Below are 23,460 nucleotides of genomic sequence, written 5' to 3' on the forward strand. Positions count from 1 at the left end.
CGCATGATTACGGCAGAACAATTAAAAGATGTGACAGAACGCACGCAGGCCTTGCAACGTTACTTAAACATCGATGCAAAGAAGATAGAATTTGAAGAAGAACAACTGCGCACACAAGCACCCGATTTCTGGGATGATCCGAAACGGGCTGAGGCGCAAATGAAGAAAGTTAAAGGCATTGAGAAATGGCTTAAGGGCTACCATGCCTGCCAACAACTTGCAGACGAGTTGCAGTTGGCGTTTGATTTTTACAAAGACGACATGGTGACCGAGGAGGAAGTGGATGCACTCTATGCCAAAACGCTTGCAGCGATTGAGGCACTTGAGCTGAAAAACATGCTGCGACAAGAGGAAGACTCGATGGATGCTGTGCTGAAAATCAACTCGGGAGCGGGCGGAACAGAGAGTCAAGACTGGGCACAAATGCTCATGAGAATGTATCAACGTTGGGCTGAAGCGCATGGATATAGTGTGAAAATTACTGACATTCAAGAGGGTGACGAGGCCGGTATTAAGAGCGTAACGATGACCATTGAAGGCGGAGATTATGCTTATGGCTACCTGAAGTGTGAGAATGGCGTGCACCGTTTGGTGCGTGTTTCGCCCTATAATGCGCAGGGAAAGCGCATGACGAGCTTTGCAAGTGTGTTTGTTACCCCTTTGGTTGACGACACCATTGAAGTATATGTAGACCCAGCCAAGGTGAGTTGGGACACCTTTCGGTCGAGTGGTGCGGGCGGACAAAACGTGAATAAGGTGGAATCGGGTGTGCGTTTGCGCTACCAGTATGAAGACCCTGACACGGGAGAGCATGAAGAAATTCTCATCGAAAACACTGAAACGCGTGACCAACCCAAAAATAGAGCGAAGGCTATGCTGCTGTTAAAGTCGCAATTATACGACAGAGCGTTGAAAAAAAAGCAGGCTGAACAGGCTAAAATTGAAGCCGGGAAGAAGAAAATAGAGTGGGGAAGTCAGATCCGCAGCTATGTTTTCGACGACCGGCGCGTGAAAGATCATCGCACCAATTATCAGACTTCGGATGTTGATGCCGTGATGGATGGTAAGTTAGATGACTTTATTAAAGCCTATTTGATGGAGTTTGCGGCGGCCGATTCGGCAGCAAAAGAAGCATAAAGAACAACTTCAACCATAAAAATTTTATAACGATGAGCAACAACAAAGCATTGAGAAAGGCTAAGCAGGCCGCTCATTTAAAGAAAAATGAAGAGCAAGGTAAAGGCATTGTGCGCATCATTTGCATCGTGTTAATCGTGTTAGCACTCGTCTATCTGACCGTGATTGCCGTCATGCAATGAGCGGATTAGAAATCGAACGCAAATTCTTGGTGAAGAAAGGAGGCGCCTATCGCAACGCCTCCTATGCCAAAAGCCACATTCAACAGGGGTATATTCCTGCTGAAGGGGCTACTGTCCGGGTGCGCATCCGCGATGAAAAGGCCTACTTAACCATAAAATCTCGCTCAACGGATGGCGGGCTTTCGCGCTATGAATTCGAAAAAGAAATCACCTTAGATGAAGCAAACAACTTGATGAAATTATGTAAAGGTGGTTGCATAGACAAGTGGCGTTATTTGGTAAAGAGCGGCAAACATACCTTTGAAGTGGATGAGTTCTTAGGAGAAAACGAGGGGCTTGTGATGGCTGAGGTAGAGCTTTCGCAGAAAGATGAGGCCTTTATGAGACCTGAATTTATCGGCAAAGAAGTCACGGGTGATCACCGCTTTTATAACTCATCGCTGCTGCATTATCCCTTTAAACAGTGGCGAGACACGTTGCCTGAGGGCTATCTTTAGAGGGGATAAAGGTTGTTAGCGAAGGCATATTGAGGGCATAAGCCTTGTTTGTGCCAAGCTTTTATCATAACATTACCGAGGATTGATGTGCGAAAGCGGGGGCTGTCTTTCCGCATTGTGGCAAATGATGCTTGTGCCTTTGGCTCAAATTACCGGAATCTCACATTGCAATTTATGTTTAAAGGCTAAGAAATTCATCTCAAAAACAAGTTAGAAGGCTGTCTTTTGACCTATTCTTACCCTTGGAGTATAATTAAATTTATTTTTTTATTTCAATTTATTCATATTTCTTTTTAAATTATTTGGCAGTAAGAAGAAATCCGCTTATATTTGCAAACATATAGCTAAAAAAAATAAGTATTATTAAACTAAGACCTTTAACTATGACAAGTCAAGGTAAAAAAATTAGTACAGCGTCGACACTACTCATTAGTGTTATGATGCTATCAGTGCCGCAAACAGGCTTTGCGGCAGGGAGAATGCCGGCTCCGTCGGCAGTTGTGCAACAACAAAAGACCATTACTGGTACTATTGTTGATGAAAAAGGCGAACCCATTGTGGGCGCCAGTGTCTTTGAAGAAGGTACACGAAATGGGACAATTACCGATGCAGACGGTAATTTTTCACTGCGTGTGAAACCTAATGCTACGCTCACTGTGAGCTACATCGGCTATGGAGATAAGATGATCGCCGTAGAAGGTAAGACCCATCTAAAGATTTCTATGAGTGCAGAAGACACCGAACTCAACGAAGTTGTGGTTACTGCGCTGGGAATTAAACGTGAGAAAAAAGCCCTCGGTTATGCGCTGCAAGAAGTAAATACAGCAGGGTTGACCGAAAATAAATCAACCTCTGTAGCCAACATGCTGCAAGGAAAGGTGGCCGGTGTGCAGATTACTCAATCAGGAACTGGCTTAGGTGGCTCGACACGTATCGTGATGCGCGGACTTAATTCGCTTGGAGGTAACAACCAACCGCTTTGGGTTGTCGATGGAATTCCCATCAATGATGAATCCGCTCAGACCGCTAGTCAATGGGGAGGAACTGATAGTTATGGGTCGGCTTCGCAGATTAATCCAGAGGATATTGCAACGATTTCCGTGCTAAAAGGCGCTAATGCAGCGGCTCTCTATGGTAGTCGGGCGCAGAATGGTGCTATTGTCATCACGACTAAGAGCGGTGCTTATGGGCAACCTCTAACGTTTGAATACAACGGCAATGTGGAATTTACCAATATCTACAGCCCCTATAAGTACCAAGATGTGTATGGTCAAGGCTCAGATGGTAAGTTTAACTCAGGAGCTTCAGGCAGTTGGGGACCGAAGATGGAGGGACAAACCATAAAGAGTTGGCGCAATATTTATGGTTATGACACAGAGGATCGCTCTTATCCAATGCTTCCCCAAAAGGATTTCCTCAAAGAGTTTTATAATACCGGAAGCCAAATGAACAACTCTATCGTTGCTTCTTCGGGTAGTAAAAATGTGCGTACACGTTTCTCTTTCACAGATTCGCGTAACAATGGCATAACTCCTAATCATAAACTCAATCGTCAATACTATGGTGTGAATACCGAACTCAATAACGATTGGATTAGCCTTGGGGTTAAAGGTACCTATATGCACGAGGTAACACGCAATGCACCGGGTATGGGTGAATACGGAATTATGCAACGCTTTGTCCAAATGCCGCGGAGTATTCGTCTGCAAGATTTGGCAAATGATTTCATTCGGAATAGGCATACCATCAATTGGACGGGGCCTTCCAACTCGAATACGAACCCCTATGGTTTGATAATGCCTGATAACGGCAATGAAAATGTACGCGACAGGCTCATGGGACAAGTGAGTGCTACCATTACTTTCACCAATTATCTTAAGCTCACCGGGCGCACAAGTATTGATATGTACAATGACAAATATCGGAATTACACGAAGTATTTGGGTGATGGTTCGAATGATGCTACGCAATATACGCATAGTCGTACGAGCACTAAGGAATTCAATTCAGACCTCATCTTGGCATTTAATAAAGGGTTTGGCCTCTTTGATGTCAACGTAAACTTGGGTACTTCCGTTTATAATATCACTCATGAGACGTTGTCTGGCAACGCAGGCTTATTCCAAATACCGCTTTTTATCTACATGGGTAACGGCACAAAGCGCGAGGCTTCTGAATATTATTCTAAGAAAGAGATTCAGAGTGTCTTCTTCAGTGGAAGCCTTGGTTATAAGAGTATGCTCTATCTTGACGTCACAGGGCGCAACGATTGGTCGTCAACTTTACCAAAAAGCAATCGTTCCTACTTTTATCCTTCAGTCAGTCTCTCGGGCATTATCTCTCAAATGGTGAAACTTCCAGAAGCGATTGATTACTTGAAAGTACGCGGATCATGGGCGCAAGTGGGCAATGATACAAACCCATATCAGATTGCTTATACCTATGCAACGCGCTCCAGCAACGTCAATTCATTGCTCGAAATGCAACTCCCCACTACTTATCCGTTGTTAGATCTTAAGCCAGAGAAGACCAATTCTTGGGAAATCGGTTTGGAATACCGTATGTTTAAGAATCGTTTGGGGCTCGATTTCACCTATTATAATACGATAACGCGCAACCAAATACTTTCTATTGGCACCGCTTCTTCATCCGGTTATGAGGCAAGAATGTTTAATGCCGGTGAGATTACGAGCCATGGTGTGGAGCTGATGTTAAATGGAACGCCCGTGCAAACCAAAGACTTGCGCTGGGATGTCAATCTCAACTGGGGCATGAACCGTACAAAATGCAACGCGCTTACCAAGCAAATTAAGCGCTATACACTCGGTTCAACGCGCGTCGCTTCAGTAGTTGTGAATGAAGGAAGTCAATTTGGTGACATCGTAGCTGCTAATGCTTATAAGCGCGATGCCAATGGTAATGTGCTCGTAGGAACGGATGGTTTACCATTGAAAGAAACCGATAAGGTCATTGGTAACATGATGCCTAAGTGGACAGGCTCTATTGGTAACACCGTAACTTGGCGCGATTTCTCGCTCACAGCCTTAGTAGATGTGCTCTATGGTGGTGACTTTATCTCCATGACCGATGCTTATGCTACGACTGCAGGAAACTCAAAACGTAGCCTTAGTGGTCGTGATGGCATGGTTTTCGACGGTATTGTTGAGAGTACTGGCCAAAAGAATACAACCAGTGTTAAAGCAGAAGCCTTCTATAACTCTATTGGTGGCTCATCTGCAGTAGCAGAAGAATTTATGTATAAGCGTACATATATCAAGATGGGTGAGTTGGCACTCGGTTGGACTTTGCCTAAGAAATGGCTCTCACAAACACCATTAAAGGCTGTAAAGCTTTCACTTGTAGCCCGTAATCTCTTCTACTTCTATAAGAAAGCTCCCGTCAGTGCAGAGTCGTCTTTCTCACGAGAAGACTACGCACAAGCCTTTGAATATGCTTCACTTCCACCTACACGGGCCATCGGTTTCTCACTTAATGTCAAATTTTAAAACTACAAGACGACTATGAAACAGTTCAATAAATTTATCGGTTATTGTGCACTTGCCATTCCATTGATGACAGCTTGCACAGATAGCTTTGACAGTATGAACACCAATCCCGCAGCAGCTTTGGATGTTAGTCCGGCTTATACGCTGCCTTCGGTCATTGAATGGGCTACGAATGTCGATTGTTTTGCCTATCAGGTTGGTGAGAATCTATATACACAGTTCTATGCACAGTATTTCACAAACACGCAGAATGGTTGGAATTCAGACCGCTATGGCTACAATGATGGGTGGGCAATGGCTGGATTTTGGAACCCTTATTTCACGGCACTTAAGCATCTAAAGGTGCTCAAGAACGAAGTAGCTACCCACCCCTCTTATAGCAATATTTACCAAATGATGCGCATCATCGTGGCCGAACGCACAGCAGCCATGACCGACATCTATGGTGATATTCCCTATTCTGCAGCAGCATTGGGTAACGATGGGCCGGCCTACGATGCACAGAAAGATATCTACTATGATATTTTTAAAGAGCTTACGGAGGCCAGTGATGCGCTCAATCAGAACCTTACCGGGCAAGAAACCTGCACCGATCAGCAAGATTTAATCTATGCAGGCAACATACAAAAGTGGAGAAAGTTTGCAAACTCCCTACGATTACGCTATGCACTGCGTCTTACAAACATCGATCCTGCGAAGGCAAAAGCCGAAGGTGAAGCCGCACTTGCAGCGGGTGTGATGGGCAATGAAGACGAAAGTGCCATGGAAAAAATCTTTGCTACGGCCGGATGGGGCCATCCTTTGTACATGATTTGCGCGTGGAATGGTTTCGTAATGAGCAAGACAATGGAGAATATTTTCAAGCATGAAAGCACCGTTGTTGACCCTCGTATGCCGATGTGGTTTGGCCAAACGCAAGGCTATCTCAACGCTGCAAAGGCCGGAACGTTGGCTACATTCCCCGGCGAACAGTTCCAAGGTGTGCCCAATGGTGTTACCGATCAAATGCTGTTGGCTAAGGATGCGTCGGGCTATGGGCAATATGGTTTCGAGAATAACTCCTTTCCTTGGGGACTTCAAGCCTTTCCACAATGGAACACTTCAGGCAAAGATATCGACAATACCGTCCTCACTTTACCCCTCAAAATCATGGGTTATTCTGAAGTTTGCTTCTTAAAAGCCGAAGCAGCCGTGCGTGGTTGGGCCGGAGCCGGTAATGCACAAACCAATTATGAAAATGGAATTCGTGCGTCATTTGCAGAGTCACGTGCAGGTGTTGATGATGCTTTGTACTCAACAGCCAATGATAACACCTATATTACCACAGGCAATGTCGCATGGAACAACGCTGCTCCGACTGCAACCAAGCTCAAACAAATCATCACTCAGAAATGGATTGCGCTCTATCCCGACGGTATTGAGGCCTGGGCAGAGTTCCGTAGAACGGGCTATCCCAACTTAATGCCTGTTCATAAGAGCGATAATCCCGACATTAATCCTGCCAATGGTGAGTTTGTTAAGAAGCTCCGCTATCCCGATGCAGAACGACGTGACAACCCACATGCCACAGCAAGCACCCTCAATGGTGGCAAAGGAGATGGCATGAACGTGCGCGTTTGGTGGGATACCAACAGCCATTAATCCCCTATTTATCTTCGATGCTTTGCGTAAGTCACCCGACTTATGCAAAGCATCTTTTGCTTAAGCGCCATAACCATACGGTAGAAAAAGGCGCAGTCAGCATCATTTACAAAACTTTTCATGACAGAAATAGATAAATATCATCATGAAAGGAAATGCTATTCATTATTTATCAAATCAAACTTAACTGTGCTAAAAACTTTTATTTTAATAGAAAATATGGATTATTTTCTATAACTTTGCAATTCGATTAGTGTAAATTGTAATAAAATGGCAGAAGAAAGAGCAAAGTTTGGAAGCAAAATAGGTGTTATTTTAGCTACCGCCGGGTCAGCAGTTGGACTTGGAAACGTTTGGCGTTTCCCCTATATGACCGGTGAAAATGGTGGCGCTGCTTACATTTTTATCTATATAGCGTGTGTCATTGTGTTAGGAATTCCCTGCATGATTGCCGAGTTCTTAATTGGCCGTCACGGCGCTTCCAACACTGCAAGAGCCTACACACGTTTGGCAAACGGCAGCAAATGGAAGTGGATTGGCTACTTAGAAGTGCTCACAGGTTTCCTCATTACGGGCTATTATGCCGTGGTTTCGGGATGGTGTTTGAACTATGTTTATGCTTCCATCATGGGCGAACTAAAGGGCAATCCCAACTATGTTAAAGACTATTTCGTTGCTTTTTCCACTGACCCTATACGTCCTATATTCTGGACGGTGGTCATCTTTCTCATCACACATTATATCATTGTGCATGGCGTGCGCAACGGAATCGAGAAAGCTTCCAAACTCATGATGCCCACCCTTTTCATCCTTTTGCTCATCATTGTGGTTGCAGCGTGCTTGCTTCCAGGCGCTTCTGCAGGCATAACGTTCTTGTTAAAGCCCGACTTTTCAAAGGTAACGGGCGACGTTTTCCTCAATGCTTTGGGGCAATGTTTCTATTCTATGAGCATTGCCATGGGCTGTTTGTGCACCTATGCCAGCTATTTCAACCGCAAAACCAACCTCACCACCTCGGCCATACAGATTGGTTTCATCGACCTTTTCGTAGCCATTCTGGCGGGATTGATGATTTTTCCAGCCGCTTTTTCTGTCGGAATAAGCCCTGATAGCGGCCCATCGCTCATTTTTATCACGCTCCCCAACGTGTTTAATCAAGCTTTTTCGGGAGCACCTGTGTTGGGTTGGATCATCGCTCTGCTGTTCTATGCGCTCCTTTCATTAGCTGCTTTAACGTCTCTGATATCGCTTCACGAGGTCAACACCGCCTTCTTTTATGAGGAGTTGCACATCTCGCGCAAAGCAGGAGCATGGATTGTCACCCTCTCTTGTGCCGTTATTGGTGCTGTTTGTTCGCTTTCCATCGGTCAAAAAGACACCCTTTCATTGTTTGGAAAAGACCTTTTTGATTTATTCGATTTCGTCACCGGGCAGCTGATGTTACCCATAGGCGGCATGCTGATGTGCGTGTTTGTGGGCTGGGTGGTGCCCCAACAGATTGTGAAAGACGAGCTAACCAACTGGGGAACCTTGCGCTATCATTGCTATTCAGCCTTCGTTTTCTCCATGCGCTATGTCTGTCCGTTGGGCATACTCGCCATCATGCTCCACCAATTCAACCTCATTTAAACAACCCTACCCCTCCTTTTTCAAGGTTTCCCACCATAGAACAACAAGCAGAACCCCACCTTCCACACCCACCCTTATGCCTATAAAAGACTTTTTCTACTACAACAAGGCCGACAGGCGCGCCATCTTTGCCTTGCTATTTATCGCCATTGTGGCGCTTGTCGCCGTCTTTCTGCTCGACAACGAACAAACGACGACCGAGGCAAACTACGCCCCTTCGTCGCAAAACCATGGCTATAAAGGTCGACGCCCAAAAGAAACCACCTATTACAATGTGCCGCAACGGCACATTGAGCGTTTTGTTTTCGACCCCAACACCGCCGACTCCACCGCCTTTTTGCGCTTAGGTTTGCAACCCTGGCAGGTGAGAAACATCTACAAATACCGTGCAAAGGGGGGCATTTATCGCACACCTTCAGACTTTGCACGCCTTTATGGACTCACCCAAAAAGAATATCTTTCGCTCAAACCCTACATACAAATTGGCGCAGACTATCAGCCGGCGGCCCATCTTGCCGAAGCCATACGCACAAAAACGCATGGTGATAGCCTTGCAACCATCCATCCCTATAAACTCAAACCCGGACAAACCATTGATTTAAACACGGGCGACACCACACAATTTCAGCACATTCCGGGCATCGGTCCCTACTATGCTCGGCAGATTGTTAACTATCGCACGCGTTTAGGAGGCTATGTAAAAGTGGAACAGTTAACCGAAATCAATGATTTTCCTGAAAGCGCTTTAAAATATTTCTCACTCGGAAACGTCGTGCCATCAAAGCTGAATGTAAACAAATTGTCGCTCTATCAGTTGCGCCGTCACCCCTACATCAACTTCTATCAGGCGCGCGACATCGTGGAATATCGGCGTTTAAAGGGAAAGTTGAAGCAATTAAATGATTTGAGATTGTTAGAAACTTTTCCCCCGGAAGCTATCGAACGGTTGCGCCCATACGTTGAGTTTTAAACCCCAAAAAGCATAAAAAGATGAATTACCTTGATGCTTTTTGTGGGCATTGCCCGTGCTTCACTCGCGCAAAAGAATGTTGATGAAATCATTGAACAATATTCTCAGGACAAAGAGGTGGAGTACATTCGTTTGCCGCGACTGTTGATACGGGCTGGCATTGCACAGATGAAAACATCGAAAGCAGCTCAGATGGCCCGCAATATCAATGCCCCTCGCATCCTACTGTTAGATTGTTGTCAGAATAGAAAGCGCAAAAAGTCTCGTGAAAAGGTGGAACAACTCATGCAAAATGGGTACCAAGTGTTTGCAAAAATGAAATCTTCCGACGAAGATATTCTCATGATTGTAGAAGGCGATGCAGAGAAAATCAGCGAGATTGCGGCCTTCATGGTCGGAAAACGGGGCTGCAAGTTCATGCAAATTAAAGGTAATTTTAATACACAAGACATTCATGTCGTGGTTGACGATGTACGCAACATGCAAGTAAAAGCATAGCTATTGCCTTGTAATATCGTGCAGATTAGCACCCAAAATGGATGCTATTGTGTGGTAAACTGGGCTATTTTGTGTGGCAATCTCCATCATGTTGTTTTATGATACCGTCCGAGTGGCAAAATAACAGGGAAAAATTGGGCGAAAAATCGGTGCGGATTGTGCTTCTGATAGCCATGTGTCGGCGAGCAATCCAAATCGTTCATTAAACCGTTTCTCCAATCATTTGATGAAACCTCATGGCTTCTTGTACAGATTTCATTTGCTGGTCGGCACTTTGTTAGTCCTCTCTCCAGGGATATGACAGCCCATCTGCCCCGTCATCAAACAAAATCTGTACGGGTTCTAAGCATCCATTTGGGTTGGAATGAGACTGCCCGAAGAGCGGAAAGCGGATGCAAAAGCTTAGAACTAATGCTAATGTTGAAATGAAAAACATGTACAAAATATTTTAAGTAAACTACTTTGTAATTGCATTCTTTTTCTTATCTTTGCAGAAATATTTAACTTTCAGTAAACAATATCGTTGGATAGTTAATACCGAAGTGAATAAATGAAATATGCGTTAGTAACAGGTTCGTCGCGTGGAATAGGCAAAGCCATTGCCATTCGATTAGCAAAAATGGGCTATCCGGTGCTCATCAACTATTTAAAGAATAAAGAAGCGGCTGAAGAGGTGGTGGCAACCATCATTGCAAATGGCGGACAAGCCGAGCTGATGCCGTTCAATGCGGCCGACGGAAAAGCCATCGAAGCGGCTTTAGATGCGTGGGAATCGGCACATCCTGATGACTATATAGCCGTGTTGGTGAATAATGCCGGCATCCGAAAAGATAATGTCCTCTTTATGATGAGCGACGAAGAATGGCACGAAGTGCTCGACACGACGCTCAATGGTTATTTTTATTTGACCCGAAGGTTGCTCAAACACATGATGCCTCGACGCCGTGGTGGGCGCATAGTCAACATGGCTTCGCTCTCGGGAGTGAAGGGATTGGCCGGTCAGAGTAATTACAGTGCAGCCAAAGCTGCACTCATTGGTGCCACGAAAGCCTTGGCACAGGAGGTGGCTCCGCGTCAAATCACGGTCAATGCCGTGGCTCCCGGGTTCATAGAAACCGACATGACGAAAGACCTTCCGCAAGAAGAACTGAAGAAGCTGGTGCCGGTTGGACGGTTTGGAACGGCCGAAGAGGTGGCCGCAGCGGTAGCATTTTTGGTGTCGGATGAGGCGGCCTATATCACGGGTGAGGTGATTAACATTAACGGAGGATTATATACATAAACGAAAAGTAAATGGAAAGACGCGTGGTAATAACGGGCATGGGCATTTGGTCGTGCTTAGGAACAAATCTCGAAACAGTAAAAAATGCATTATATAATGGTACGTCGGGCATCGGACTTCAGCCAGAACGGCTCACCTATGGCTACCGATCGGGGCTGACAGGCATCGTTGAAACACCTGTCATTACCAAGCAAATGCTCGATCGTCACACGCGGGCGGGCATGTCGGAAGAGGCACAATATGCCTACATGGCGAGCTTGCAGGCTTTCGAGCAAGCACAGATTAACGACGACTATCTGCTGCAAAACGAGGTGGGTTGCATCTTTGGCAACGACTCTTCGGCAAAACCTGTGATTGAAGCCGCTAAGATTATGGACGAGAAACACGACTCGGCGATGTTGGGTTATGGGCTCATTTTCCAGTCGATGAACTCCACTGTGAACATGAATCTCAGCACCATCTTTCATTTAAGAGGCGTTAACTTCACCATCAGTTCGGCTTGTGCGAGTGGCAGTCACTCCATAGGTTTGGGCTATATGATGATTAAACAGGGTTTGCAAGACTTGGTGTTGTGTGGTGGTGCACAAGAAACGAATTACTATTCCATGGCCTCTTTCGATGCACTGGGCGCTTTTTCGGTGCACATGGACGAGCCAACTAAGGCCAGTCGTCCGTTTGATCGCGACCGCGATGGGCTCATTCCGAGTGGCGGTGCAGCTGCTTTGGTGCTCGAAGACTATGAACATGCTGTGGCACGTGGAGCCACCATTTTGGCCGAAGTGGTGGGTTATGGCTTCTCAAGCAATGGCGGTGGCATCTCAGAACCCAGCGATAAAGGCAGTGTAATTGCCATGACGCGTGCCATGAAGGATGCAAAGGTGGCACCGAGCGATATTGATTATATCAATGCGCATGCCACTTCTACCCATCAAGGCGATATGTATGAGGCCATTGCTTTGGCTAAACTGTTCCACGATGAGCGTGCGTTCATCAGCTCAACCAAGTCGATGACGGGGCATGAATGTTGGATGGCGGGTGCCAGTGAGATTGTTTATTCCATCTTGATGATGCAACATCATTTTGTGGCACCTAATATTAATTTGGAGCATCGGGACGAATATTCCGAGAAAATTAATCTCACCGCGAAGACCATTGACATGGAGGTGAACACCGTTTTGAGCAATTCTTTTGGCTTTGGGGGTACAAACTCGGCTTTGGTCATTAAGAAAGTGAATGGTGAGAACGGTTGAATCGAAGCGTAATCCATATAAGTATAACGTTTAAATAAAATAGGTTATGAAAAAGATTTTATTGGTATTGGCAGGTTTGATGTGCAGCGTTGCAGGTGTGTTTGCAAAAGCTGATGTCACCGTGAAGAGTGGTTCGTTGGCAGAACTCAAAGGTGTGAAAGAAAAAATCTATGTGGTTTGGGATTACAGTCATGCCACTTTAGAAGGAAAAGAAGTGCAGGCTTTCTTGAAAGAAAAGGGTGCTGAATGGCAACGTGATTATCCAAAAGAGTTGCAAACGGCTGAAGAAAACTTTGCAGAACGCTTCAATGACAAGAGCAAAGACGCAAAGATTACGGCTGAAAAGCGTGATGCAAAATATAGATTTGTAGTCGAAGTGAAGGACTTCCACTATGGTAGTACGGGCGTATCTGTTGTGTTTGGCATGGGCGCTGGCGATGCACACATGAGCGGATTGGTGAAGGTTTATGCAGCGAATGACAAGCAACCGTTTGCCGTTATCGACGTTGATGGTGTGGCAGGTGCAGGCTATGGCAACGAAAAGCGTCGTGTAGAAACCTACAGAGAATTGGCCGAACAGATTGTAAAGCTCATTAAGAAAGCTAAGAAATAGGGGCAAGCGCATGAAATTGTCACCTGCTTTAAAGCCCTATACAGAAGAAACGCGCTCGGCAAAAGAGGCACAACGCTTGGCAGAGTTTATCGCTTGGGGACCAATCGTGTTTCAAGCGTCGCGCTTAATGGTGAAGTTTGGCATCTTAAGTCTGCTTCGTGAGAGCGAAAAGGGGCTTACACGTGCTGACATTTGCCGTGAAACCAAACTGTCAGACTATGCGGTTAAATGTCTGTTGGAGGCTTCTTTGTGTATTGGGACCGTGCTTATCGACCCTGAAACCGACCGCTATTCGTTGTCGAAAACGGGTTGGTTTCTGCTCAATGACCCTGCGACACGCGTCAATCTCGACTTCAATCACGATGTGAACTATGAGGGTTGGTTTCATTTAGAAGAGGCTTTAACCACGGGAAAGCCTGCCGGCTTGAAGCATTTTGGTGATTGGCCGACGGTTTATGAAGCGCTTTCCGAGCTGCCGGATAATGTGAAAAAGAGCTGGTTTGGCTTCGATCATTTCTATTCCGACCACTCTTTTGATGAGGCCTTAGCGATTGTTTTTGGCACCTATCATCCCAAAACGCTCTATGATGTGGGCGGTAATACGGGGCGATGGGCCTTGCGTTGTGTGGACTATGATGCCGATGTGCAGGTGACCATCTTAGACCTTCCCCAGCAAATCAAGATGATGCAAGCGCAGATCGCCGGCAAAAAAGGATGTGACCGCATACAAGGTTATGGCATTAACCTGTTGGATGATGCGCAATTATTCCCCGAAAAGCCGGCCGATGCCATCTGGATGAGCCAGTTCTTAGACTGCTTTAGTATGGACGAAATCGTGGGTATTTTGCGGCGATCACGTCGTGCAATGAATGCCAACTCACGGCTTTTCATCATGGAAACGTTGTGGGATCGGCAGCGATTTGAGCCTGCTGCGTTCTGCTTAACGATGACAAGTCTCTATTTTACAGCCATAGCGAATGGCAATAGTAAGATGTATAACACCGAAGATATGGAGACTTGTATTCACGAAGCAGGCTTAGAAATTGAACAGATTCACGACCATTTGGGCCAGGGACACAGCATTTTGGTGTGTAAGTTGGCTGCGGTGTGAAGTGAAAATGGTGCGAACAAGATGATTTAAAATAACTAAATATAGGTATGAACAGAACAGAAATTGAAGAGAAAGTAAAGGCCTTCTTAATTGATGACCTTGAGATTGATGAAGAAAAGATTGCTCCTGAAGCAAAATTGAAAGACGATTTGGGTATTGATAGCCTCGACTTTGTCGACATTGTTGTGATTGTTGAGAAGAATTTTGGCTTCAAAATCAAACCCGAAGAGATGGCAGGTGTGACCACATTAAGCCAATTTTGTGATTACATTGAAAGCAAAGTAGGGTAGAAAGAAAGCGCTTATGGCGGAAAAGCAATGGCAAGGGCAGACTTTTGGCAGCGAGAAAATGCACCATTATCTCATCAAGATGTTGCGTTTTATCGATGTAAGGGTGCTCTATGTCTTTGCCTATTGTTTCGTCATTCCCGTTTGTTTACTCGTTCGTCCAAGCCGAAAAATCATCTATTCTTATCTTCGTCATCGCATGAAGTATGGTCGATGGCGTGCCATTTGGGGCACGTATGTCAACCATTGTCTGTTTGCTGAGGCGGTGATTGATAAGTTTGCGATGTATGCCGGCAAGCATTTTCAAGTGCATATTGAAGGCTATGCGCATTACGAGGCATTGTTAAAACGCCCCGAAGGCTTTGTGCAATTAAGTGCACATGTGGGAAATTATGAGCTTGCGGGCTACACTTTGCAGGCCAAAGAGAAGCGCATCAACGCCTTAGTTTATGCAGGTGAGAAGGCATCTTTAATGGAACGGCGCGGTGAAATGCTGGGCAACAGCAACATTTGCATGATTCCTGTGGGAACAAATATGGATCATCTGTTTGCCATTGACCAGGCATTTAAGCGGGGAGAAATTGTTAGTTTGGTGGCCGATCGGCGTTGGGGATCCCCTAAAACGATAGCTACTACCTTCCTATCTGCTCCCATTCGCTTACCATTGGGGCCTTTTAGCGTCGCCGTTATTGGGGGATTGGATGTTGTTTCCATACAAGTGATGAAGACATCTTGGCGAGGTTACACCATCTTTGTGCATCCATTGGCTTATGATAAGGCCGCATCGCGTCGCCAACAGGTAGAAGAACTGGCGCAAGCTTATGTTGATTGCTTGGAAAAGACTGTGAAACGCTATCCCTTGCAATGGTATAATTACTTTGATTTTTGGGCACAATGACCATCGATTACTTACATCCTCAGGAAGAATTCCTACGCACCCTTGACATCAAAACGCTGTTACCGCAACAGCCTCCGTTTGTGATGGTGGGGAAACTGACGTTCTTTGATGCACGAAAGGCCATCACAGAGACCCTCGTTTCGGCTGAGAATATCTTCACAAATGCAGGTACATTCTCTGCAAGTGGGCTCATAGAGAACATCGCTCAAACGTGTGCTGTGCGCATAGGTTATGTAAATCAGTATGTGTTGCAGCGCGGAATACAGATTGGTTTCATTGGGGCTATCCGCAATTTGGACATCTATCGGCTGGCGAAAGTGGGTGAACGGATTACAACTATCGTTGAAGTGATGGAGGAAGTATTTGGTATGACGTTAGCCAAAGCGCAGGTAGTGTGTGATGAAGAAGTGCTCGTTACCGCCGAAATGAAGATAGCTGTAAAGGAGGAGGAGCGTAAATGAAAGAACTAAAGTCATCAAAAGTTTTAGACATTCGCTTCAGTGAGGTCGATTCTATGAATGTGGTTTGGCATGGCTCCTACCCACTTTATTTTGAAGATGCGCGCGAAAAGTTTGGCGAAGACTATGGTTTAGACTATCCAAACTATTTCAATCATGGTTATTTTGCGCCGTTAGTGGAACTTAATTTCCAATACAAGCAGCCCATTCGCTATGGAATGCACCCGCGAATCGACATTATTTATCGTCCTACGGAGGCTGCAAAAGTGGTGTTTGATTACGAAATTCGCGACCCGGAGGATGAGCGTTTGCTGGCCACAGGCCACAGTATTCAGGTGTTTATGGATACCGATTATCAGCTTGTTTGGGATAATCCTCCGTTCTATCTCGAGTGGAAAAAGAAGTGGAATCAGCTATAATGGTCTATCAAGTTGCTCATAATATCGTCTCACCGTTAGGCTTTTCAACCGAAGAAAACTATGTTTCGGTGTTGAAAGGCCAATCCATGTTACGACCTTATGCGCCCGGAACGCGTATGCATGATGCCTGTTGTGCCTCACTTTTCAGTGAGGAGCAATGGCAAATGCTGATGCTTGAAGGCATGACCCGTTTCGAATCGTTGGCCATTCAGTCGATACAACGTGCCTTAAAACAGGTGCCTATCGACCTCCATTCCCCCCGAATTATTTTCATTTTAAGTACGACCAAGGGCAATATTGAATTGCTTTCGTGCAGCGAAGAAGGGCAAAAACGCATAGAACCAGGCCTTGCTGCGGCACATATCGCCCATTATTTTGGTTTCAAGACCGAGCCTATTGTGGTGTGCAATGCCTGCATCTCGGGTGCATCGGCTTTGATTTTAGCACAGCGTTTGTTGCAAACGGGTGCCTATGACACCGCTGTTGTCTGTGGTATTGACGTGCAATCGCCCTTCATTTTGTCGGGTTTTCACGCTTTTCATGCTCTCTCTTTGCAACCTTGTCGCCCCTTTGATGCCGAGCGGTTGGGGTTGAATTTGGGAGAAGGTGCCGCCACGATGGTTTTGCAACATGGTGACATCGTGTCTTCTAAGCAGCCCCTTTGGGCACTCATGGCTGGCAGTATTCACAACGATGCCTACCACATCAGTGCACCATCCAAGCAAGGTGAAGGTGCTTATTTGGCTTTATGCGATGTTGTTACAGGTCAAGAGGCCGATGCTTTAGCCGTGATTAACGCCCATGGTACCGCCACTTTCTTCAACGATCAGATGGAGTCGATGGCCATCATGCGTGCAGGTTTGTCGCAAGTTCCCGTCAATGCGTTGAAAGGAACCTATGGCCATACCCTTGGATGTGCAGGTGTTTTAGAAACAGTACTCACGGCCTTTGCGTTAGAACAGCATACCCTTTTAGGCACAAGAGGCTTTCATGCGTTGGGCGTTTCGGGTAAAATCCATGTGCAGACGGACGCTATTCCCACGCAAAAGCAAGCCTTTGTGAAGATGCTTTCGGGCTTTGGAGGCTGTAATGCCGCTTTAAGGATGGAACGTTTGCAGCCGCAGCATGATGCAGTTGCGACGGTGTTGCGGCCTGATGTACGCGTGATACACGAATTAATGTTGTCTCCTCAAACCTGTATATGCGATAGAAAAGCCATTGCTTTCGATGAGAATGAGGACGAACCGCTCACAGCTCTCTATAAAACTCATCTTGAAAGCTATCCCAAGTTCTACAAGATGGATGGACTAAGCAAATTGGGTTTTGTGGCTTCAGCATTGCTTTTGCAGGCCGAAGCCCATGAGAATGCTTTTGCAGGTAGTCGACGTGGCATTGTGTTTTTCAATCAATCGTCGTCTATCAGCACCGATAAGTGCTATTATGCTACGATTGCTGATGCCGAAAACTACTATCCCAGTCCTGCTCATTTCGTCTATACGTTGCCCAACATTGTGACGGGTGAGGTAGCCATCCATTGGCAATGCCATGGCGAAACCTCCTTTTATTGTTGGGAGAAGCGCAGCGAGAAGCTCTTCAATGAGGTTGTTGCGGCGACTTTTGCAGGCACCCATCTTGATAGTTTGCTTACGGGTTGGCTTGACTATTGGTCGGAAACCCACTATGAAGCCCACCTATTTATTATACAACGAACATCAAAAGAACATTCAAACGATATGGAAGAATTAGTCTTAGAATTGAAGAAAGCCATCATTAAGGCTTTGAATTTAGAAGAGATGACGCCCGAAGACATCGACGCAGACGCACCTTTGTTTGGCGATGAAGGGTTGGGATTAGACTCAATAGATGCTTTAGAGCTGATTGTTTTGTTAGAGAAAAACTACGGCATCAAGTTAGAAAATCCCGCTGCGGGCAAGGAAATCTTCAAGAGTGTGGCAACGATTGCCGCCTATGTGCAGCAACATCGTACCCGGTAACACCGCTTTTTGTTCACCATTATGACGCGAGGAGTAGCTATAACAGGCGCAGGAATTGTTTCATCTATCGGCTGTAATCAGGCCGAAGTGTGGCAATCGATTGTGCAGCAACGGCGGGGCATCGGGCCGATGAAATATCTTTCGTCAACCCATCGCGAGCTTCCTGTGGGCGAAGTGCCCCTGTCTAATGACGAGATGAAGGCGGCATTGGGCATTGATGCGTCAGAGGAAGTGAGCCGAACGGTGCTGTTGGGCATGTTGGCTGTGCGCGAATCGCTCGCCGATGCAGGGCTACTTTCGTCAGAACCGCATTTGAAAAGCCGGCGCGTGGTGCTCATCTCGGGCACAACGGTGGGCGGAATGGACATCACCGAGCAACACATTGCCGACCTATCAGCCGGGAAAGGCGATGCAGACTGCATCAAAACGCATGATGGGGGCAGCACAACACAGCTGATAGCCGACCATTTTGGTTGCTTTACCGCGTGCACAACACTCTCCACGGCATGCTCTTCGGCTGCCAATGCCTTGATGTTGGGGGCACGATTGATTGCACATGGTGAGGCCGACATCGTGGTTGCTGGCGGAACAGAGGCGCTCTCGCGTTTCCATTTCGCAGGTTTCCATTCGTTGATGATACTCGATCAAGCCCCTTGTAAGCCCTTTGATGCCCATCGTGCGGGTTTAAATTTGGGCGAAGGTGCCGCCTATGTGGTGTTGGAGTCTTCCTCATCGGTGGCCCAACGCCATGCAACCGTGCAGGCCTGTCTCACGGGTTACGGCAATGCTTGTGATGCTTTTCACCAAACAGCATCGTCGGATGACGGGCAAGGAGCCTATCTTGCCATGGAAGCGGCGTTGAAGATGGCGGGTGTTGCGCCTGAAGAAGTTGATTATATCAATGCACATGGCACGGGAACACCCAACAATGATGCCAGTGAGAGCCAGGCCATTCGGCGGGTGTTTGGTGCCCATCAGCCTTTGATTTCAAGCACAAAGGGCTTCACAGGGCACACAACGAGTGCATCGGGGAGCATAGAAACCGTGATTTGTCTGCTGGCTATGCAACATGAATTGGCGCCGATGAACATCGGATGGCACACAGAAATGCCCGATGGCATTGTGCCTTTGGCGACGAATAAAGCCTGCTCGTTGCAGCATGTGTTGTGCAATTCGTTTGGATTTGGCGGTAACGATACCTCGCTGCTTTTCTCTTTGCCGAGTAAAGTGCAGCATATTGGTGAGCAATCTATTGCGAATTGTCGCACAATTTGCACCAAATCGCGTGTCAATATGGCGGATATTGCCGACCCGTCAGAAATCAAACGTTTTGTGAAACCCATGGAACTGCGTCGCATGAGCGGTTTGATGCGCCGTGCAGTGCTCACTTCTATGTTGGCTTTAGAGGAGGCAGGAATTGCTGTTCCTGATGCTATTATCACTGCAACGAGCTTGGGTTGTTTAGAAAATTCAGAGAAGATGCTGCTCGACATGGTGCGACAGGGCGAAGACAGTGTGAGCCCTACACTCTTTATGCAGAGCACCCATAACACCATCGGCAGCACCATTGCCATTAAATTGGGCTGTCATGGATATAATGCAACCTACACACAGGGTGAGAAGTCGTTGGAGTGGGCACTGAAAGATGCCGAGTTGCTGTTGCAGTCGGGTGTATGTCGCAGCGTGTTGGTGGGCTATCACGATGAAACCACCGTCCTTTATCGTCAGTTGTCGGCGCGTTTGGGCGAGCAAGAACCGGCCGAATATACGGCCATAGCAATGGTGTTGACATGTGGAAACTGATTATCTTGTCTGTTGTTCAGAGTGCTTTGCTCGCCGGCGGGCAGGTATTTTTGAAGTTTGGACTATCGAAGTTGGCACCGTTTGGGTTTAATCGTGCGTTTTTGTGGTCGCTTTTGCCCAACTGGCAGTTTGCTTTGAGCGGACTACTTTTTGGTGGCAGCACGATGTTGTGGATGTATATTGTGAAGCGTTACCCTTTGAGCATGGCTTATCCGATGATTAGTTTGAGCTATGTTTTTGCGCTCTTGTCGGCCATGGTGTTTTTCCATGAGTCGGTAAATGGTATGAAATGGATAGGAGTGGCGTTGATCATGTTGGGTTGTTTTTTCATCGCCCGATGAAGAGGCACCCTTATTTAAACAGAGAAAGGAAAAGAGACAAATGAAGAAAAGCCTGTTTTTATGGAGCTTGTTGTGGTCGATGTTTTTGCCACTGCATGCGCAAACGATGACCGAAAGTGAGGTAAAGGCCAAGGTAAACCAAGTGGCGGCACAGCTGCAAAGCATGCAATGCGACTTTGTGCAAACCAAATCGCTGAAGTTGTTGAACCAAAAAATGGTGTCGAAGGGGAAGATGTATTACCAAAAGAGTGACAAACTGTGTTGGCAATATGTGAGTCCTTACAACTATACCTTTGTGTTGAATGGCGCAAAGGTGATGCTTCGCAACGAGAAGCGGAGTGATGTGATCGACGTGCAGCAGAACAAAATGTTTAAAGAGATTGCGCGTATCATGATGAATAGCGTTTTAGGCAAGTGTCTCACCGATGAAAAAGATTTTAAAGTGACGATGCAACAAGGCAAAGGGGAGTGGGTAGCCACGCTCGTTCCTTTGCGTTCGAACATGAAACAGCTGTTTCAAAAGATACAGATTAGCTTTCACCAGGCACAAATGATGGTGTCGATGGTGAAACTATTTGAAAAGAATGGCGACCAAACCACCATTCTATTGAAGAACATTAAGACCAATGCGCCGCTCAATGCACAAGTGTTTTCAATTCATTAGTATCGTCTTGTTGAGTGGCCTTTCATGTGGCATGGCCGCTCAAAACCTGTTGCCCGACAGCCTTGGTGCACGCAAAAGCTATCAAGCCATGATTACGATGCCGAAGGGATATGTGAGTGGCGTGTGCATGATGGTGCGCGATTCGACGGGGATTGTGGGGAGCCTGTTCAATGAGTTTGGCTTTTCGGCACTCGATTTCCGCTATCACGAGCGAAAAGACAAGGTGGAGATTGTGCATGCCATGGCGTTAATGGATAAATGGTATATTCGCAAAGTGTTGCGCAATGATTTGCGTATGCTATTGCAGTCGTTGGCAAAAGGCGACACACTTTATGAAGACAAAAAGTATAAATTGACCTACGTGTTCACCCCGATGCGTGAAGAATTGAAGAAGGAGGCAGCCGATGATCTTGAAGAATGACTTTTATCACATCGCACAGGCCAATGTTGATTTGCCCCGGGCGACTTATGAAATTGCGCTCAATGCACAGCATTTCATCTATCAGGCTCACTTTCCCGGCGAACCGATTACACCGGGTGTGTGTATTCTTCAGATGGCTTGTGAACTGTTGGGCGAGGCACTTCATCGCCCGTTGGCACTGTGTGGCGTGAAGAATGTGAAATTCCTTTCGGTATTAACACCTACGGAAATGGAAAACATCGTGTATCAGTTCTCAGGTATAGAGGAGCAGCCCGATGGAACAGTGAAGGCCAAAGTGAATGTTGTCTCGGGCACAACGGGCTATGCGAAGTTGTCTTTTACATGCCAACCATGCAAGGAATAGAACGGGAAACGTTGAAGGAACGCCTGCGGGCTCGGGGGATTTGCGTCATCATCCCCACGTACAACAATGAGCAGACGGTGCGGCAAGTGGTTGAAAGTGCCCAGGAATATTGTGCCGATGTGATTGTGGTGAATGACGGAAGCACAGACCGTACGGCTCAAATCTTGTCAGAGATTTCGGGTATCACGTTGGTTTCGTACGGGCATAACCGCGGGAAAGGCTATGCGTTGCAACAAGGTTTTGAGAGGGCGAAGGCGCTATCGTTTGCCTATGCCATAACTCTTGATGCCGATGGACAGCACTATGCAAAAGACATTCCTTCATTTCTGCAAGCGAATATTGCACATCCCGGCGCACTCATCGTGGGCGAACGCGACTTAAATGGTGTGGAACGCTCGAGTGGCAGCAGCTTTGCCAATCGCTTTTCCAACTTCTGGTTCTTTGTGCAAACGGGCAAACGGTTGGCCGATACGCAGACAGGTTATCGCCTTTATCCCATCAAGAAGCTGCGCTATCTGCGTGCGATGCCAGCCCGTTACGAAGCGGAGTTAGCGTTGATGGTGTTGGCTTCGTGGCATGGTGTGCCGCTCGTTTCGATACCAGTCGATGTCTATTATCCGCCCAAGGAGGAGCGTGTGAGCCATTTCCGGCCCTATAAAGACTTTCTACGGATTACCGTTCTCAACATGGTGCTGTGCTTCTTGGCCATCGTTTACGGACTGCCCTGCCGGTTGGCTCGTGGACTTGTGCGCATGGTTCGCACGGTGTATTCGCTCTTTATCTTCTCCTTCTTCTCGTTTTTCGTTGTGACACCGTTGGCTTATCTCTACCTGAAATGGGGAAAGATGACGGGGGCAAAACGACGCAATCTACATCGAATGATTTATAGTCTTGCGCGAATCATCGTGTTGAAACATGGCATTCCTGGCGGAAAGTTTAGTTGTCACATTGCCAAACAGGTGGACTTTAGCAAGCCCTCGGTGCTGATCTGTAACCACCAGTCGCACTTAGACTTGATCTGTCAGCTCACATTAACGCCAAAGGTGGTCTTTTTAACCAATCAATGGGTGTGGAGAAATCCTTTCTATGGCTATGTTATTCGTCATGCAGAGTATCAGACGGTGACCGAGGGGATTGATGCTTTGTTACCGAAGTTGCGCTCGTTGGTCGACCGCGGCTATAGCATAGCGATCTATCCCGAGGGAACACGTTCGGTTGACTGTCGCATATCGCGTTTCCACCGTGGTGCTTTTTACATTGCCGAGCAACTGCATTTGGGCATTACGCCCATGTTCTTATATGGCACGGGACGGCGCTTACCCAAGAAGAAGTACTCTCTTCATCGGAGCCCCATCTATTTAGAAGTGGAAGAAACCATGACGCAAGCGCAGCTGCAAGCCATTGGTTCGCCAATGGAACAGGCAAAATGGATGCGCAGACACTATGTGGAGAAGTATAACACACTCTGCGATGAGTTTGAAAAGAACAGTTAAGA

At 46.6% G+C, this 23,460-nt stretch carries 23 protein-coding genes; all 23 read left to right on the top strand.

The window, feature by feature from the left end:
- The first annotated feature begins 3 nt into the window (after positions 1-3).
- The 23 genes from prfB (at position 4) to HMPREF9431_RS08180 (ending at position 23,458) form a co-directional block, all read left to right on the top strand.
- The gene (gene prfB / locus HMPREF9431_RS08070; RefSeq protein WP_004380738.1) at positions 4-1,137 is read left to right on the top strand and encodes a peptide chain release factor 2; all 1,134 of its coding nucleotides are present in this window, start codon (positions 4-6) and stop codon (positions 1,135-1,137) included.
- A gap of 32 nt (positions 1,138-1,169) precedes the next feature.
- On the top strand, positions 1,170-1,319 hold the full coding sequence (locus tag HMPREF9431_RS13250) for a hypothetical protein (protein WP_004380739.1): 150 nt from the start codon (positions 1,170-1,172) through the stop codon (positions 1,317-1,319).
- The gene (locus tag HMPREF9431_RS08080) at positions 1,316-1,816 is read left to right on the top strand and encodes a CYTH domain-containing protein (protein WP_004380740.1); all 501 of its coding nucleotides are present in this window, start codon (positions 1,316-1,318) and stop codon (positions 1,814-1,816) included. Before HMPREF9431_RS13250 ends, HMPREF9431_RS08080 begins: the two co-directional genes overlap by 4 nt.
- Before the next feature lie 437 nt (positions 1,817-2,253).
- A complete protein-coding gene (locus tag HMPREF9431_RS08085) occupies positions 2,254-5,322 on the top strand; it encodes a SusC/RagA family TonB-linked outer membrane protein (protein ID WP_231287793.1) in 3,069 nt (1,022 codons plus the stop codon).
- Positions 5,323-5,337: 15 nt separating this feature from the next.
- Positions 5,338-6,963 carry a SusD/RagB family nutrient-binding outer membrane lipoprotein gene (locus HMPREF9431_RS08090; RefSeq protein ID WP_004380742.1) on the top strand — a complete coding sequence of 542 codons (1,626 nt, stop codon included), beginning with the start codon at positions 5,338-5,340 and terminating at the stop codon, positions 6,961-6,963.
- Between the two features lie 270 nt (positions 6,964-7,233).
- Positions 7,234-8,592 (top strand): sodium-dependent transporter, encoded by a 1,359-nt coding sequence (locus tag HMPREF9431_RS08095; RefSeq protein ID WP_004380743.1) that lies wholly within the window; start codon positions 7,234-7,236, stop codon positions 8,590-8,592.
- A gap of 76 nt (positions 8,593-8,668) precedes the next feature.
- Complete coding sequence (locus HMPREF9431_RS08100; RefSeq protein ID WP_004380744.1) at positions 8,669-9,562, top strand: ComEA family DNA-binding protein; 894 nt, start codon at positions 8,669-8,671, stop codon at positions 9,560-9,562.
- 33 nt (positions 9,563-9,595) lie between these two features.
- On the top strand, positions 9,596-10,060 hold the full coding sequence (locus HMPREF9431_RS08105) for a DUF4252 domain-containing protein (protein ID WP_004380745.1): 465 nt from the start codon (positions 9,596-9,598) through the stop codon (positions 10,058-10,060).
- Between the two features lie 550 nt (positions 10,061-10,610).
- Entirely contained in the window at positions 10,611-11,342 is a 732-nt protein-coding gene (fabG, locus tag HMPREF9431_RS08110) for a 3-oxoacyl-ACP reductase FabG (RefSeq protein WP_004380747.1), read from the top strand.
- 11 nt (positions 11,343-11,353) lie between these two features.
- Positions 11,354-12,592 carry a beta-ketoacyl-[acyl-carrier-protein] synthase family protein gene (locus tag HMPREF9431_RS08115; RefSeq protein WP_004380748.1) on the top strand — a complete coding sequence of 413 codons (1,239 nt, stop codon included), beginning with the start codon at positions 11,354-11,356 and terminating at the stop codon, positions 12,590-12,592.
- Positions 12,593-12,638: 46 nt separating this feature from the next.
- Positions 12,639-13,205, top strand: a complete 567-nt coding sequence (locus tag HMPREF9431_RS08120; RefSeq protein ID WP_004380749.1) for a hypothetical protein — start codon at positions 12,639-12,641, stop codon at positions 13,203-13,205.
- 10 nt (positions 13,206-13,215) lie between these two features.
- Complete coding sequence (locus HMPREF9431_RS08125) at positions 13,216-14,316, top strand: methyltransferase (RefSeq protein ID WP_004380750.1); 1,101 nt, start codon at positions 13,216-13,218, stop codon at positions 14,314-14,316.
- 47 nt (positions 14,317-14,363) lie between these two features.
- Positions 14,364-14,606 carry an acyl carrier protein gene (locus HMPREF9431_RS08130; protein ID WP_004380752.1) on the top strand — a complete coding sequence of 81 codons (243 nt, stop codon included), beginning with the start codon at positions 14,364-14,366 and terminating at the stop codon, positions 14,604-14,606.
- A gap of 13 nt (positions 14,607-14,619) precedes the next feature.
- Positions 14,620-15,501, top strand: a complete 882-nt coding sequence (locus HMPREF9431_RS08135) for a lysophospholipid acyltransferase family protein (protein ID WP_004380754.1) — start codon at positions 14,620-14,622, stop codon at positions 15,499-15,501.
- Positions 15,498-15,962 (top strand): hypothetical protein, encoded by a 465-nt coding sequence (locus HMPREF9431_RS08140; RefSeq protein WP_004380756.1) that lies wholly within the window; start codon positions 15,498-15,500, stop codon positions 15,960-15,962. Before HMPREF9431_RS08135 ends, HMPREF9431_RS08140 begins: the two co-directional genes overlap by 4 nt.
- On the top strand, positions 15,959-16,378 hold the full coding sequence (locus HMPREF9431_RS08145; protein WP_004380759.1) for an acyl-CoA thioesterase: 420 nt from the start codon (positions 15,959-15,961) through the stop codon (positions 16,376-16,378). The genes HMPREF9431_RS08140 and HMPREF9431_RS08145 overlap by 4 nt, the downstream gene beginning before the upstream one ends.
- Positions 16,363-18,372, top strand: a complete 2,010-nt coding sequence (locus tag HMPREF9431_RS08150) for a phosphopantetheine-binding protein (RefSeq protein ID WP_155812989.1) — start codon at positions 16,363-16,365, stop codon at positions 18,370-18,372. Before HMPREF9431_RS08145 ends, HMPREF9431_RS08150 begins: the two co-directional genes overlap by 16 nt.
- Before the next feature lie 21 nt (positions 18,373-18,393).
- Positions 18,394-20,175, top strand: a complete 1,782-nt coding sequence (locus tag HMPREF9431_RS08155; RefSeq protein WP_004380762.1) for a beta-ketoacyl synthase N-terminal-like domain-containing protein — start codon at positions 18,394-18,396, stop codon at positions 20,173-20,175.
- Positions 20,163-20,516 (top strand): EamA family transporter, encoded by a 354-nt coding sequence (locus HMPREF9431_RS08160; protein ID WP_004380763.1) that lies wholly within the window; start codon positions 20,163-20,165, stop codon positions 20,514-20,516. The genes HMPREF9431_RS08155 and HMPREF9431_RS08160 overlap by 13 nt, the downstream gene beginning before the upstream one ends.
- A gap of 40 nt (positions 20,517-20,556) precedes the next feature.
- Positions 20,557-21,180 (top strand): LolA family protein, encoded by a 624-nt coding sequence (locus HMPREF9431_RS08165; protein WP_004380764.1) that lies wholly within the window; start codon positions 20,557-20,559, stop codon positions 21,178-21,180.
- Entirely contained in the window at positions 21,155-21,601 is a 447-nt protein-coding gene (locus tag HMPREF9431_RS08170) for a hypothetical protein (protein ID WP_040561347.1), read from the top strand. Before HMPREF9431_RS08165 ends, HMPREF9431_RS08170 begins: the two co-directional genes overlap by 26 nt.
- Positions 21,585-21,965: a hotdog family protein gene (locus HMPREF9431_RS08175; protein WP_004380766.1), complete on the top strand. Its 381-nt coding sequence runs from the start codon at positions 21,585-21,587 to the stop codon at positions 21,963-21,965. The genes HMPREF9431_RS08170 and HMPREF9431_RS08175 overlap by 17 nt, the downstream gene beginning before the upstream one ends.
- Positions 21,953-23,458 carry a glycosyltransferase gene (locus HMPREF9431_RS08180; RefSeq protein ID WP_004380767.1) on the top strand — a complete coding sequence of 502 codons (1,506 nt, stop codon included), beginning with the start codon at positions 21,953-21,955 and terminating at the stop codon, positions 23,456-23,458. Before HMPREF9431_RS08175 ends, HMPREF9431_RS08180 begins: the two co-directional genes overlap by 13 nt.
- Positions 23,459-23,460 lie beyond the last annotated feature (2 nt).

This window comes from Segatella oulorum F0390 (assembly GCF_000224615.1).
Taxonomy (GTDB): Bacteria; Bacteroidota; Bacteroidia; order Bacteroidales; family Bacteroidaceae; genus Prevotella; species Prevotella oulorum.